The organism is Segatella copri, from assembly GCF_019127135.1.
Classification (GTDB): Bacteria; Bacteroidota; Bacteroidia; order Bacteroidales; family Bacteroidaceae; genus Prevotella.
The window spans coordinates 16,302-29,036 of the sequence record NZ_JAHOEA010000043.1 but is presented as its reverse complement, the minus strand read 5'-3'; the positions used below and the strand labels follow the sequence as shown (position 1 = coordinate 29,036).

10 protein-coding genes and 1 pseudogene are annotated in these 12,735 nt (G+C 39.0%); 7 read left to right on the top strand and 4 right to left on the bottom strand.

Annotated features, from left to right (window positions below):
- The first annotated feature begins 168 nt into the window (after positions 1-168).
- Complete coding sequence (locus KSW37_RS11285) at positions 169-1,149, top strand: IS30-like element IS4351 family transposase (protein WP_005794072.1); 981 nt, start codon at positions 169-171, stop codon at positions 1,147-1,149.
- 24 nt (positions 1,150-1,173) lie between these two features.
- Positions 1,174-1,974 carry a 23S rRNA (adenine(2058)-N(6))-methyltransferase Erm(F) gene (erm(F), locus tag KSW37_RS11280; protein WP_002682030.1) on the top strand — a complete coding sequence of 267 codons (801 nt, stop codon included), beginning with the start codon at positions 1,174-1,176 and terminating at the stop codon, positions 1,972-1,974.
- Between the two features lie 207 nt (positions 1,975-2,181).
- Here erm(F) and KSW37_RS16055 read toward each other — a convergent pair.
- From KSW37_RS16055 to KSW37_RS11270, 3 genes and pseudogenes are all read right to left on the bottom strand, one after another.
- Positions 2,182-2,442, bottom strand: a pseudogene (locus tag KSW37_RS16055) (penicillin-binding transpeptidase domain-containing protein); the annotation flags it as partial.
- A 13-nt stretch (positions 2,443-2,455) separates the two neighbouring features.
- Positions 2,456-3,040, bottom strand: a complete 585-nt coding sequence (locus KSW37_RS11275) for a penicillin-binding transpeptidase domain-containing protein (protein ID WP_254368635.1) — start codon at positions 3,038-3,040, stop codon at positions 2,456-2,458.
- A gap of 177 nt (positions 3,041-3,217) precedes the next feature.
- Positions 3,218-4,081 (bottom strand): aminoglycoside 6-adenylyltransferase AadS, encoded by an 864-nt coding sequence (locus tag KSW37_RS11270; protein WP_003013318.1) that lies wholly within the window; start codon positions 4,079-4,081, stop codon positions 3,218-3,220.
- Positions 4,082-4,309: 228 nt separating this feature from the next.
- On the opposite strand from KSW37_RS11270, the gene KSW37_RS11265 reads away from it, so the two are divergent.
- Positions 4,310-5,056: a tyrosine-type recombinase/integrase gene (locus KSW37_RS11265; RefSeq protein WP_005938300.1), complete on the top strand. Its 747-nt coding sequence runs from the start codon at positions 4,310-4,312 to the stop codon at positions 5,054-5,056.
- A 67-nt stretch (positions 5,057-5,123) separates the two neighbouring features.
- On the opposite strand, the gene KSW37_RS11260 is transcribed toward KSW37_RS11265, so the two are convergent.
- Positions 5,124-5,921 (bottom strand): sugar phosphate isomerase/epimerase family protein, encoded by a 798-nt coding sequence (locus KSW37_RS11260; RefSeq protein ID WP_270530567.1) that lies wholly within the window; start codon positions 5,919-5,921, stop codon positions 5,124-5,126.
- Positions 5,922-6,138: 217 nt separating this feature from the next.
- Between KSW37_RS11260 and KSW37_RS11255 the strand changes: the two genes are divergently transcribed.
- From KSW37_RS11255 to KSW37_RS11240, 4 genes are all read left to right on the top strand, one after another.
- The gene (locus KSW37_RS11255; RefSeq protein ID WP_018452643.1) at positions 6,139-7,272 is read left to right on the top strand and encodes a sensor histidine kinase; all 1,134 of its coding nucleotides are present in this window, start codon (positions 6,139-6,141) and stop codon (positions 7,270-7,272) included.
- A 175-nt stretch (positions 7,273-7,447) separates the two neighbouring features.
- Positions 7,448-8,428: an IS30-like element IS4351 family transposase gene (locus tag KSW37_RS11250; protein ID WP_005794072.1), complete on the top strand. Its 981-nt coding sequence runs from the start codon at positions 7,448-7,450 to the stop codon at positions 8,426-8,428.
- A 278-nt stretch (positions 8,429-8,706) separates the two neighbouring features.
- Complete coding sequence (locus KSW37_RS11245) at positions 8,707-10,056, top strand: hypothetical protein (protein ID WP_217314517.1); 1,350 nt, start codon at positions 8,707-8,709, stop codon at positions 10,054-10,056.
- Positions 10,053-12,722, top strand: coding sequence for a dynamin family protein (locus KSW37_RS11240; RefSeq protein ID WP_217314516.1), 2,670 nt, complete (start codon positions 10,053-10,055; stop codon positions 12,720-12,722). Before KSW37_RS11245 ends, KSW37_RS11240 begins: the two co-directional genes overlap by 4 nt.
- Positions 12,723-12,735: the final 13 nt, after the last annotated feature.

The following is a 12,735-nucleotide window of genomic DNA, read 5'->3' as shown; positions in this document are numbered from 1 at the left end:
TCTTGAGTTCAACTTATAAATGCAACTTTTTGGGTGCGGATAATAAGCAATAAAAACATTTATTTTTCAGAGAGGAAAGAGAGACAATGTCCCCCTTTCTCTCACTCTGAATGGATAAAGTTTGCTATCTTTGCTTTAATTGTCCGTCCAAAGAAAAAAAAGTTGCAGATGAGCAAACATATAACCGAGGAACAAAGGTATGCAATTTCTATGATGTTGCAAATACCGATGAGCAAAAAAGCAATAGCGGAAGCTATCGGAGTAGATAAAAGCACTGTTTACAGGGAGATAAAGCGCAATTGCGACGCCCGAAGTGGTAGCTATAGCATGGAGCTTGCCCAGCGAAAAGCAGACAGGCGCAAGCAGCAAAAACATCGCAAGGAAGTGCTTACACCGGCAATGAGAAAACGGATAATAAAGCTGTTGAAGAAAGGATTCAGCCCGGAGCAGATTGTCGGCAGGAGCCGCTTGGAGGGAATTGCGATGGTATCTCACGAAACGATATATCGCTGGATTTGGGAGGATAAGCGGCGGGGTGGCAAACTGCACAAATATCTTCGCAGACAAGGTCGCAGGTATGCCAAACGTGGTTCTAAAAATGCAGGGCGAGGATTTATCCCAGGCAGGGTGGATATTGATGAGCGTCCCGAGATAGTGGAACTGAAGGAGAGATTTGGTGATTTAGAGATAGATACAATTATTGGTAAGAACCACAAAGGTGCCATTCTTACCATTAACGACAGAGCAACAAGCAGGGTCTGGATACGCAAGTTGTCGGGAAAAGAAGCCATCCCGGTAGCTAAGATTGCAGTATGGGCACTGCGGAAAGTGAAAAACTTAATACACACAATTACGGCTGACAATGGAAAGGAGTTTGCAAAGCACGAGGAAATTGCGCAAAAATTGGAAATAAAATTCTATTTTTGCAAACCATACCACTCATGGGAACGTGGTGCCAATGAAAACACCAACGGGCTTATCAGGCAGTATATCCCAAAGGGTAAGGACTTTAGTGAAGTAACCAACAAACAGATTAAGTGGATTGAAAATAAACTCAATAATCGACCTCGTAAAAGACTTGGATACCTCACGCCAAACGAAAAATTTAAACAAATTATTAATCAGAATTCTGTTGCATTTGCAAGTTGAATTCAGCCCTGTAAGAAGTTACTAATGACAAAAAAGAAATTGCCCGTTCGTTTTACGGGTCAGCACTTTACTATTGATAAAGTGCTAATAAAAGATGCAATAAGACAAGCAAATATAAGTAATCAGGATACGGTTTTAGATATTGGGGCAGGCAAGGGGTTTCTTACTGTTCATTTATTAAAAATCGCCAACAATGTTGTTGCTATTGAAAACGACACAGCTTTGGTTGAACATTTACGAAAATTATTTTCTGATGCCCGAAATGTTCAAGTTGTCGGTTGTGATTTTAGGAATTTTGCAGTTCCGAAATTTCCTTTCAAAGTGGTGTCAAATATTCCTTATGGCATTACTTCCGATATTTTCAAAATCCTGATGTTTGAGAGTCTTGGAAATTTTCTGGGAGGTTCCATTGTCCTTCAATTAGAACCTACACAAAAGTTATTTTCGAGGAAGCTTTACAATCCATATACCGTTTTCTATCATACTTTTTTTGATTTGAAACTTGTCTATGAGGTAGGTCCTGAAAGTTTCTTGCCACCGCCAACTGTCAAATCAGCCCTGTTAAACATTAAAAGAAAACACTTATTTTTTGATTTTAAGTTTAAAGCCAAATACTTAGCATTTATTTCCTGTCTGTTAGAGAAACCTGATTTATCTGTAAAAACAGCTTTAAAGTCGATTTTCAGGAAAAGTCAGGTCAGGTCAATTTCGGAAAAATTCGGTTTAAACCTTAATGCTCAAATTGTTTGTTTGTCTCCAAGTCAATGGTTAAACTGTTTTTTGGAAATGCTGGAAGTTGTCCCTGAAAAATTTCATCCTTCGTAGTTCAAAGTCGGGTGGTTGTCAAGATGATTTTTTTGGTTTGGTGTCGTCTTTTTTTAAGCTGCCGCATAACGGTTTGGCGCTTGGCGCAGTGGCGGATTTTGGAGCACAAAACTGTCAATACACCACAAAAGTTGATGCGAGGTAGAATGTTCAATTAACCACGTCACCCGCCATTGAGCCAAACGCCTGTTACCTGCTGGCATTCTTTTAAATTATATTCAAGTCTTTAAATACTTTTTTGGTAATTTCTTTTCTGCAACTTCCGAAATCAGACCTTTTCATTTTTCTGTCTTGTAAAAGTCTTGTTGCAAAAATATAAGTCCCATTTTTGGTCTCAATGTACCCTGTCCACCAACCTGTATTGATGTTATTTTCCCTTGTCCAACCTGTCTTAGCCCTTATAGTATATTCTTCATTTTGTTCCGTAATCATTACGTTTTTAACAATGTCAATATTTCGCTTAGAAAAGGGTAATTTTTCTTCATAAAAAAGATTTTACAAATTCGACCTGATTTTTAGGCGAAATTGCAAAGTCTCCAAAATTCCAAAAATCGGCTTCAGTTTGGGATAAATTATTGTTTCCATACTTGCTCTCTGCGAGGTGTTTTCTATAGGTATCTTTTCCGATTTTCTTTGCAAGTTCTACAAAAACCCAACCTGCTGATAATTCAAAGGCTTCTTTGACTGGCATATCGTGATAAATTTCGGGTCTATAACCATACTTAACTGTATCTGTACTACCAACCCATTTTATTATTTCGTTTTCATCTTTGATAGTATTAGTTTCAAGAGCAATCAATAAATTTATAATCTTGAATGTAGATGCTGGAAGCGTTTCAATTTCTAATCCAACTGTGTCCGATACAATCCATTTATCATTTCTAATGTCATAAATAGCAATTGTGCCTTCAACTCCGCAACTGTCAAAATAATTTTGGAAGTCGCCCCGTATATTTATGTCGTTCTTAGCCAAAATATTTGATTTTCCATCTGCTTGTCTGTTAGACGAACATCCATAAATAAGGAAAAGTGTTACAATAAAAGAAAATAAACTTTTTGATTTCATTAGTTTCTTGAATTTACGGTTTGGTTTTTTATGCTTGCAGGTAACGTGCCGCGTATTGGCGATGGGCGGGATTTTTAGCACTGAACTTTAATCGAAGAACAGAAGTTGAATTTTGCACTTCCGTTGATACGAAGCCGTTCAGCCCGCCTATTGCCAATACGATGTTGTACGACGTAGTTATGTTTTGGGTTTTAGTCCAGCTAAATATTTTCGTATGTCATTTTCTAATTTATCCGGGTATTTGTACTCTAATTTTTTTGACAATTCAGTTCCTATTTCTGAAACTAAATCAGTCATTGAAAATAGAGCAGTCCAATTTTCCTTTATATCGCTCCCTGAAAATGTTTGTTCTGTTTTAGCCCACATTTCCTGGTTAAGATACTTTTTGAAAAGCCGTCCATATTTATTGGTCGTTATGTTCCAATTGTGTTCACTTGCAATGTGCCATTCAATTAAAGGAATTAAATATTCTGTGCGAATAACGGTTTCCGACATAAATTTCGCATAGAATATTTCATCTCTCACAAGACACTTTGCCACGTAAGTTGTGTCCCACCAAAAATCGTTTATTAGATTTTGAAACTCTTTTTCAGACGGTTTTTTGATAATGGAAATTTGATAAGTTGGTTTCAGCATTTGCTTTGTAATACCATCTTTATCAATTAAAATTTTATAACCAATATCCCAATCTTCTGGTAATTCTTTCTCTTGCGTTTCCTTTATAAATTTTGATTTGCTGTAAAGTTTAAAATCTACTTTCACACCGTCTTCATAAAGTAGCATTTTCATTGCGTGTTTATGGTTAAAACAACTTTCGTCTTCTTCAATCATAGCAATTGGATTTCCGAATTTAAGCGTCCAGCTTTTGTCTGAAATGTAATTTGTATTATCCTCAAAAACAAATTCAATGTCTAAATCACTAAATTCGTCAACAAGTGCTAAAGGATTTACAAGTGAACTTGTCAGAAGAAGAACTCTTACATCTTCGTTTTTCTCCGACCATTCTATAATTGTTCTTAACTTTTCTTCTCTGACTTTCATTTTGTTTGGTTCGGTTTTACTATGTCGTACAACGTCTTATTTACGCAACAAATATACAACATTCGTAAATACAAACCATATAACATTCGTAAACCGATTTGTGAGTAAAAGTGGAACTCCTTGATATGATATTGATAGAGAGAAGGATAAGCACGAAAATAAACATAGAATTATTTTGCATTTACGAATGTTTTGTTATCTTTGCCACTCACACTTATAACCGGAGGCATGGATGTTGACAGATTGATACTTGAATTTGAGCGGAAGCTCGTCTTGCAGCGCTACAGTGCGAACTCGATCGCTAACTACAAAAGCAGCGCGAGGAGCTTCCTTGATCTTGCGAAAAGGAAATTCTCGCATCCGGCTGAAATCGACGAGTTGGCGGTTGAGAAATATGTGCTGTGGAAAATCGAGAGGCACAGGATCGGCAGTTCTCACCAGCGCATGATAGTGGCGTCGATCGACAAGTTCTACAAGTCGATTTATGGCAGGGAGTTAAAGATAAAACACCTTTATCCGTCGAGGAGGACCTTTGCGTTGCCCAATTGTCTGAATATAGATGAAGTGAAAAGGATCATCGACGGCACCGAAAACATCAAGCACCGTTGCATGATCAAAATGCTTTATGGATCGGGGCTGCGATTGAGCGAACTGATCAATCTGGAGATAGCCGATATTGATTCTGCCAGGATGCTGATCCGCATCGTCAAGTCCAAGGGGAACAAAGACAGGGTTGTGACGCTCCCGGAATCCATTCTGACTGATCTTCGCACCTGTTACATCCTGCATAAGCCCGATGTATATCTGTTTGAAGGGCAGTGGGGCGGCCCATATTCGGCAAAGTCCGTGCAGATGGTTGTCAAGAACGCCGCGTCAAGAGCCGGAATCAGGAAGAGAGTCACGCCTGGATGCGTTCTGAATATTTTTCAACTCCCGACCTCCACCTCAAGTGGGCATCCGAGTCAAATGTCATAAAAAAAAGGGATTGCATTCGCATCGGAACACAAACCCTTTCGAGATAAAGAGAGAATGAAATTATCTTTTATTTTTGTCTGTCGCTCGTTGTGGCTACCACGCCCCTGAAATAACCGATGGATTCGGCAATTCCGATGAACGGATCCTTCATGTTGCGTTCGTGCTCCAAACTGACGACGCCGTCGTAGCCGGTTTTTCGGAGCATCCTCACGAATCCGGGGATATCAAGGATTCCCCGGCCGACCTCAACCGAATATCCCGCTTTTGAAGCTCCGGTGACATCTTTCAGGTGAATGTCGAACACGCGAGAGATGTATTTCTCCAAATCGGCGACCGGGTCTTTTCCGTTGCGTCTGTCATGACCGATATCCAGGCACATGCCGATGCGCGGGTCCAAATCCTTCACGTTTTCCCAAACGTCGTCGGCATCGGGATAGAGCGGCATGTCGGGGCCGTGCAGGTGGATGGCGTAATTGAAATCGTATTCCTTCACCTTTTTATCCAGATAAGGAAGCAGGTCGTAGTTTGGAACGCCGACGATCAGCTTCACTCCAACCCGTTTGGCATACTCGAATGCGTTGTCGATTTCCTGCTCCGTTTTCATGTAAATCGGTCCCACGGCATAACCGGTAACTCCCTTCGATTTCAATTTCTCGTGGAAATCGGCAATCTGTTGGTCGGTGCTGTTGAACGGCAGATGAAAATCCTTGATGCAGAGGTAGTGGACATCGCATTTTTCCAATGTCTGCAAGGTCTTGTCCAAATCGAAATTCACGAAAGTATAACCCGCCATTCCCACCTTGAATTTCTCGTAGGTGTCGGCAGCCGGTTGCGGATCGGGTCGATCTTGCGCGCTGATCATCATCGAAACGACGATTGCGGATAAGAAGAGGAGTAATTTTCTCATGACTTGCAAATGTTTTTACGTGTACGAACACAAATGTACGATTAAATATCATATGCAGGCAATGAATCAAATGTTTGTTATAGATATTTACCTTAATAAATTTAAAAATCACTTTTGTTCAATAAATCCCCGCTTTTTTCGTTACTTTGCATGCGGATTAAACGGATATGTCGGCATGATTGATTTCAATTCTCATCAATGGATCAAGTACGGTTTTGTTGCTTTTGCAGTGGCCATTGCATTGGCTTCTTTGTTGTTCTCCAACAAATTGGTGCGGGAACTGACCATCGAGGAGCGCAACAAGATTGAAATCTGGGCAAAAGCCACCGAGCATCTCGCCACCGAAACCGATAACAGCGACATGAACCTTGTGTTGCGGATCTTGCAGGGCAACACCACCATTCCGGTTATTTTGTACGACAAATCGAACCGAAGTTTCATTGTCAACAACATCAAACTTCCCGACAAAGGGCGGGACAGGTTTCTTCAAAAGAAAATGGAGGCATTTTCCAAAAAACGAAATGCCATTGAACTCACCGAACTCAATCAATCTCTTTATTACGATGATTCCTACACGCTCAAGCAGTTGCAGGTTTTTCCCTATGTGCAGCTGGCGGTGATAGCATTTTTCATCGCGCTGGTGTTCTTCGCCCTTCGCAATTCGTTGAAAGCGCAGCAGAACCGGGTGTGGGTGGGATTGTCCAAGGAGACGGCACACCAGTTGGGAACGCCGATTTCATCGTTGGTCGCGTGGATCGAGTTTTTGAAGCTGAAAGATATCGATCCCGCTCTATTGTCCGAAATCGACAAGGACGTGCATCGCTTGGAGATGATTGCCCGGCGTTTCTCGAAGATCGGTTCCGCCACGGATCTCCGGCAGGCAGATTTGCGCGAGGTTGTCCGCCGATCGTTAGGTTATATGGAAAAGCGGATTTCCGATAAAGTGCGGATCGATCTGGATTTTCCCGAACATGGGGTGACGGTTACCGTGAGCGAGCCGCTTTTCGATTGGGTGATCGAGAACCTGTTGAAAAATGCGGTGGATGCCATGGGCGGCGAGGGAACGGTTTTGTTCCATATTTCCGAAAGGCGGGGAAAGGTGCTTTTGGATATTTCCGATACTGGAAAAGGTGTCCCGAAATCACAGTTCAAAACCCTTTTTTATCCCGGATTCACCACCAAGGAGCGTGGTTGGGGACTTGGCCTGTCGCTTGTGAAGCGGATTGTGGAGGAATACCACAAAGGAAAGATTTTTGTGAAGGAATCGGAGCTTGGGAAAGGAACCACGTTCAGGATGGTGCTGAAATGATTATATATCTTGAGTTCAACTTATAAATGCAACTTTTTGGGTGCGGATAATAAGCAATAAAAACATTTATTTTTCAGAGAGGAAAGAGAGACAATGTCCCCCTTTCTCTCACTCTGAATGGATAAAGTTTGCTATCTTTGCTTTAATTGTCCGTCCAAAGAAAAAAAAGTTGCAGATGAGCAAACATATAACCGAGGAACAAAGGTATGCAATTTCTATGATGTTGCAAATACCGATGAGCAAAAAAGCAATAGCGGAAGCTATCGGAGTAGATAAAAGCACTGTTTACAGGGAGATAAAGCGCAATTGCGACGCCCGAAGTGGTAGCTATAGCATGGAGCTTGCCCAGCGAAAAGCAGACAGGCGCAAGCAGCAAAAACATCGCAAGGAAGTGCTTACACCGGCAATGAGAAAACGGATAATAAAGCTGTTGAAGAAAGGATTCAGCCCGGAGCAGATTGTCGGCAGGAGCCGCTTGGAGGGAATTGCGATGGTATCTCACGAAACGATATATCGCTGGATTTGGGAGGATAAGCGGCGGGGTGGCAAACTGCACAAATATCTTCGCAGACAAGGTCGCAGGTATGCCAAACGTGGTTCTAAAAATGCAGGGCGAGGATTTATCCCAGGCAGGGTGGATATTGATGAGCGTCCCGAGATAGTGGAACTGAAGGAGAGATTTGGTGATTTAGAGATAGATACAATTATTGGTAAGAACCACAAAGGTGCCATTCTTACCATTAACGACAGAGCAACAAGCAGGGTCTGGATACGCAAGTTGTCGGGAAAAGAAGCCATCCCGGTAGCTAAGATTGCAGTATGGGCACTGCGGAAAGTGAAAAACTTAATACACACAATTACGGCTGACAATGGAAAGGAGTTTGCAAAGCACGAGGAAATTGCGCAAAAATTGGAAATAAAATTCTATTTTTGCAAACCATACCACTCATGGGAACGTGGTGCCAATGAAAACACCAACGGGCTTATCAGGCAGTATATCCCAAAGGGTAAGGACTTTAGTGAAGTAACCAACAAACAGATTAAGTGGATTGAAAATAAACTCAATAATCGACCTCGTAAAAGACTTGGATACCTCACGCCAAACGAAAAATTTAAACAAATTATTAATCAGAATTCTGTTGCATTTGCAAGTTGAATTCAGCTTTTGATTTAGATGAATGTGATGATTTTCATAGTTTTGTAACAGAGCCTTCTATTGAAGAAAGAGAAGATTTCTCAGCCCCCCAGCACATACATTACAGAGAGCCAGTTAGAACATCTCAGATTTCGTTTGGACTAGGATGCCATTGCATGGTACAAGGCTGTGGCTGTCGCTCTTTTGAGGGTAAGTTTGGCTGTGTATGCACTAATTGCCATCATGGATATGACAAACATTTTTAATATATAACAAGAGCAAATATGGAGCCTATATCAATGACAACAGTAATGGCCGGAATAATGGTCACACGCCTTCTTTCCCCCATTATAAAAGGGGGATGGCGAAAGTTTACCAACGCCGAAGCCAAAGAAGAGAAAAAACGCATAGAGAATGGAGAACGCGAGTTAAAAAACAAATTAGAATTACAAAGATTGAGTCATGAGCAAAGACTAATTGAGGCAAAGCAAGCTCATGAACTTTCATTAGACAAATGGAAGACACAAACTTATTATGAAAGGTGTTGGCCATTGCGTAATCCATTTGAAATGCAGATTTGCGAGCCAATATCAGATGATAGCACCTACTTTGACGGTAATGTAATAGTTCCTTGTCGCTTAATTTCAGCACTAAAAGACAAAGATCATCCATATGCTCGTACAATAAATGGAAACTTGTCTTCCTTCATCGTAAATTACTATCCTACCAATAGTGTTCATGCGGTTGTGTCTGAAATCGGAGCTTGGAAAGACGATGTGCCGTCAAATGATGCCTCTATCAACTACCTTTATGCTGGTCTTAAGAAACAACCTGTAATGGTACTTTCACCAACACTCATAAATGATGGAAAAACATTTATCTTTAAAGTTTGGTCATGGGGACTTGGAGAGGAATTGAACTACCCTGCAGGATTTGAATTTTGCCGTTTAGAGTTGGCACCTCTTTACCAAAATGCAGTGTACGAAGAAAGTCTTGCTATGGTTCAGTTAGCTCAACAAATGGACTATGCTTATAATCAATTTTCGACAAAACTACAGCATAATATTTCTTTTATAAAAGAGATACAAAAGAAATGTATAACAGGTAAAGCACGTGATAAAATGCTCTCTTTTTTAGATGGTGCTCCTGAAATTAACGATGCAGTAAAATCTAAAATGGAAGCACAAGTGTCTGGGATATTCTGTTGTATTTCTGGAATGTATGCTGATGCTTATCATTTATTGGAATATAAAACTCTTCCAAAGCTCCCTAGTCTGTTACCCAACATTCCTGGGATAAAGTATATGCTACCTGCATTAAAAAACTATTACATTACATTGCTTAATGAATTCGACAAAATTGAAACAGACAAGGAGTTTCTTGCTAAATTATATTTAGATGTAGCAGATTCTTTCTCACGTCTTCCTTTCTCCTTCGAAAATCAGGAGTCTATCATCTTGCCATTTGTTGATAAAGCTTTAGCCCATTACATACAATGCAAAGATACAGAATATCAAGAGGAAAATACAGCAGAGGAATTGAATAACCCTGATGTTCTGTATTCTATTGTAAAACTGGATTATAAATATGATTCCTTTATAGAAAAAGCAAATAAAGTTCGTTCACGTGCAAATATAGAAACTATATGAAGTCAAATAAACAAAAATTGGAGGTGGCAATATCTTCGTTGGTCATGATGAAGGATATTGTAAAAAAGATATATAAAAACAATACTAAGGCTTTAGAAGGAAATAAAGACCTAGCCAAATCATACAAGGAGCTTGTATCCAGGATTTCTGTATCCATAGAGAGACTTAAGAACCCTACGTTGTCTATTGCAATGGTAGGGACTACATCTGCTGGTAAATCTACGATAGTCAATGCCTTAGCAGGTAGAACTATTGCGCCGATGGAAAGTGAGGAAATGAGCGCAGGTGTCTTGAGGCTTATTCCGAGTGAAGAAAAGAGTCTAAAAATTGCACATTCAGAACACTGGGAAAGTGGAATTTTCCAACCTATCACTGACAAAGATGCTTACTCAAAAATTGAGAATATTTTTGAGAAATACCATCGATTTGAAAAAAATACTACTCCTCCAGAGATAATTGTTTCAGGTCCGTTATTGTGGAGCAAACATCCTGAACTCATCGGGTTGCCGAAAGATGTATCCCTTGAATTTATCGATCTGCCAGGACTAAAAACCTTGACAGATAGAAAAAATCTAGAAGTTATCAAGAAGCATCTTTCTCGCTCTTTATGCATTATAGCAATGGATTACAATGATGTAGATAGGGCGCGAGTTAAGCGATTGTTAGAGGAAGTAGAAGATATTGTCAAAGCCTTAAACGGAAATGACAAATCATTATTATTCCTTTTAAACAAAGTTGATGCTAGGGCTCAGGCAGATAAACCTCTTGGGAAAAAAATTGAGAGTTTAACAAATGAAATACGTGTAAATCTTTCACTTAAAGAAGATACATCAATAGAGATTATTCCTTTCATTGCACGTTTATTTTACTATGCTCAATCAGCATTAGGAGATGCTGTCATTGGGGATACGGAAATACATATAGACTACAATCAAATAGGAAAGTTGATAATAGATCATTCAAATCAATTTACATCTTCTGATAATCCGAAGATTAAGGAAACTTTCGATAGGGTAAATAATTGTTTCGTCATCTCCAAGGATAAATATGGCGATATTATTGGTATTAAGCCTGTTTCCGAACCAAACAAGGATGATATTTTCTTACTCATTTCCGAATGCTACAAATTAAGTCATGCCGACTGGTTAATGGATGAATTAAAGAGACGTATTTCGGATTCATTCTCAACTATCATCATTTTACCTGCTGTACTCGATACCTTTAAGGCCATTGATGATTTCTGCACAAAACTCAAAACATATGTAGACATCAACAAGAATAACAACCTTATCAGTCTTCTAAATGAGCAACTTGGTTTGTTAAAAAAGAAAGTACAATTGGTTGGATGTCCAGATAGGGATAAGGATGAAGCACAAGTGGAGTCAGACAAATTGTATGAAGAATATGGAATAGAATTGGAAAGACTTAGACAAAATATTACGGAGATAGCAGTTAACGAAAAGACAGCTGCAACCAAGACTTTTCTTCTTAAAGAAATAAAAAAAATAAGTAATAAGATAGACCTACGTCCTAAAGGTGAAATAGATTTAAGGTTAGAGCAAATAGAAAAAGACATAAATTATGTTATTTGTAATATTTTGCAACTTAGCAAACAAAACACCCAATTCTACCAGGTTGTAGTAAAGTTCTTGAGCGAAATAAAAGGTAAAAAAACTTCGACTAACATTTTTATACCAATTATTGATGTACCAAGAACAGTAAAAGAGAAGTTAGACTTGTATGTCATTAGCAGAATAAAATCATGTTTGGAAAACAACGAGAAACAAGGCGAATTACAGGAGAAGTTATTAAAAGATTTAGCCTTGCCTCTAGTTGCTCCTCTATTGCCTTCCTACGAGACCACAAGGAAAACATTTGAAGCATGGAAGAACAACTCCAGTTATGCAAAAAAAGAAAAAGCATTTGTATATAACTGTAAAAGTAAAGTCTCTGATGAAAATATAAAAGCAACAGAAGATATGTACCTTGTATTGAACAGAAGAGTTCGGGAAATATTATACAAGAAAACCAATTTGTTGTTCCAATTAGAATCACAGTCATTTATAGGAAGTTTGAGAGATTTCTTAAATAAAGAAGTTGAAAGTATTATAGAGTTGCTGAATAGTAACCTTGGAAATAGTGGACTCAATATAGGAAAATATATAGCCGATTCTTTCAGTTTGGTAGATAACGCAAAGATAACGTTACCTGAAAAATTATTTGAGTTTGCAAAACCAGATTTTGATCCCAAAGTATCTCTTGGGCACAAATGGGTAGCAGATGGGACAGAAACATATGAAGAAGGTTCTTGTTGCCCAACCACAAAAACACGAACAAAATATAAAATGGTCGATGACAACACTTATTCTTATCCGTTTCCAAATGCAACAGGATTATATGACCAATGGTTTAATGGAATTAATAAGTCAGAGATTCTTTTTTGGATGGTTCTTTCAGAATGGATAGACGAGACTGTAAAGAACTATTTGTCAAAATTAACATTGATATCAAAGGAATCTGTGAATGAGATAAATAATATGATTTCAGAGAGAATCAAGGAAATGAAAGAATCTAACTCTCAAAATGAGCAAAAACTTTCAGAGTTACTTGATGCAATAACGAAACTAAAACAGAAAAAATCTGATTTTGACTTATATGTTGAATAACTAACAATTTTTG

Bases quoted from the DNA above. Each gene is read 5' to 3' on its own strand.
- KSW37_RS11270 (WP_003013318.1), bottom strand. From the start codon at position 4,081: ATGAAAGTCAGAGAAGAAAAGTTAAGAACAATTATAGAATGGTCGGAG.
- KSW37_RS11240 (WP_217314516.1), top strand. From the start codon at position 10,053: ATGAAGTCAAATAAACAAAAATTGGAGGTGGCAATATCTTCGTTGGTC.
- KSW37_RS11265 (WP_005938300.1), top strand. From the start codon at position 4,310: ATGGATGTTGACAGATTGATACTTGAATTTGAGCGGAAGCTCGTCTTG.
- KSW37_RS11275 (WP_254368635.1), bottom strand. From the start codon at position 3,040: ATGAAATCAAAAAGTTTATTTTCTTTTATTGTAACACTTTTCCTTATT.
- KSW37_RS11245 (WP_217314517.1), top strand. From the start codon at position 8,707: ATGACAACAGTAATGGCCGGAATAATGGTCACACGCCTTCTTTCCCCC.
- KSW37_RS11285 (WP_005794072.1), top strand. From the start codon at position 169: ATGAGCAAACATATAACCGAGGAACAAAGGTATGCAATTTCTATGATG.
- KSW37_RS11250 (WP_005794072.1), top strand. From the start codon at position 7,448: ATGAGCAAACATATAACCGAGGAACAAAGGTATGCAATTTCTATGATG.
- KSW37_RS11260 (WP_270530567.1), bottom strand. From the start codon at position 5,921: ATGATGATCAGCGCGCAAGATCGACCCGATCCGCAACCGGCTGCCGAC.
- KSW37_RS11255 (WP_018452643.1), top strand. From the start codon at position 6,139: ATGATTGATTTCAATTCTCATCAATGGATCAAGTACGGTTTTGTTGCT.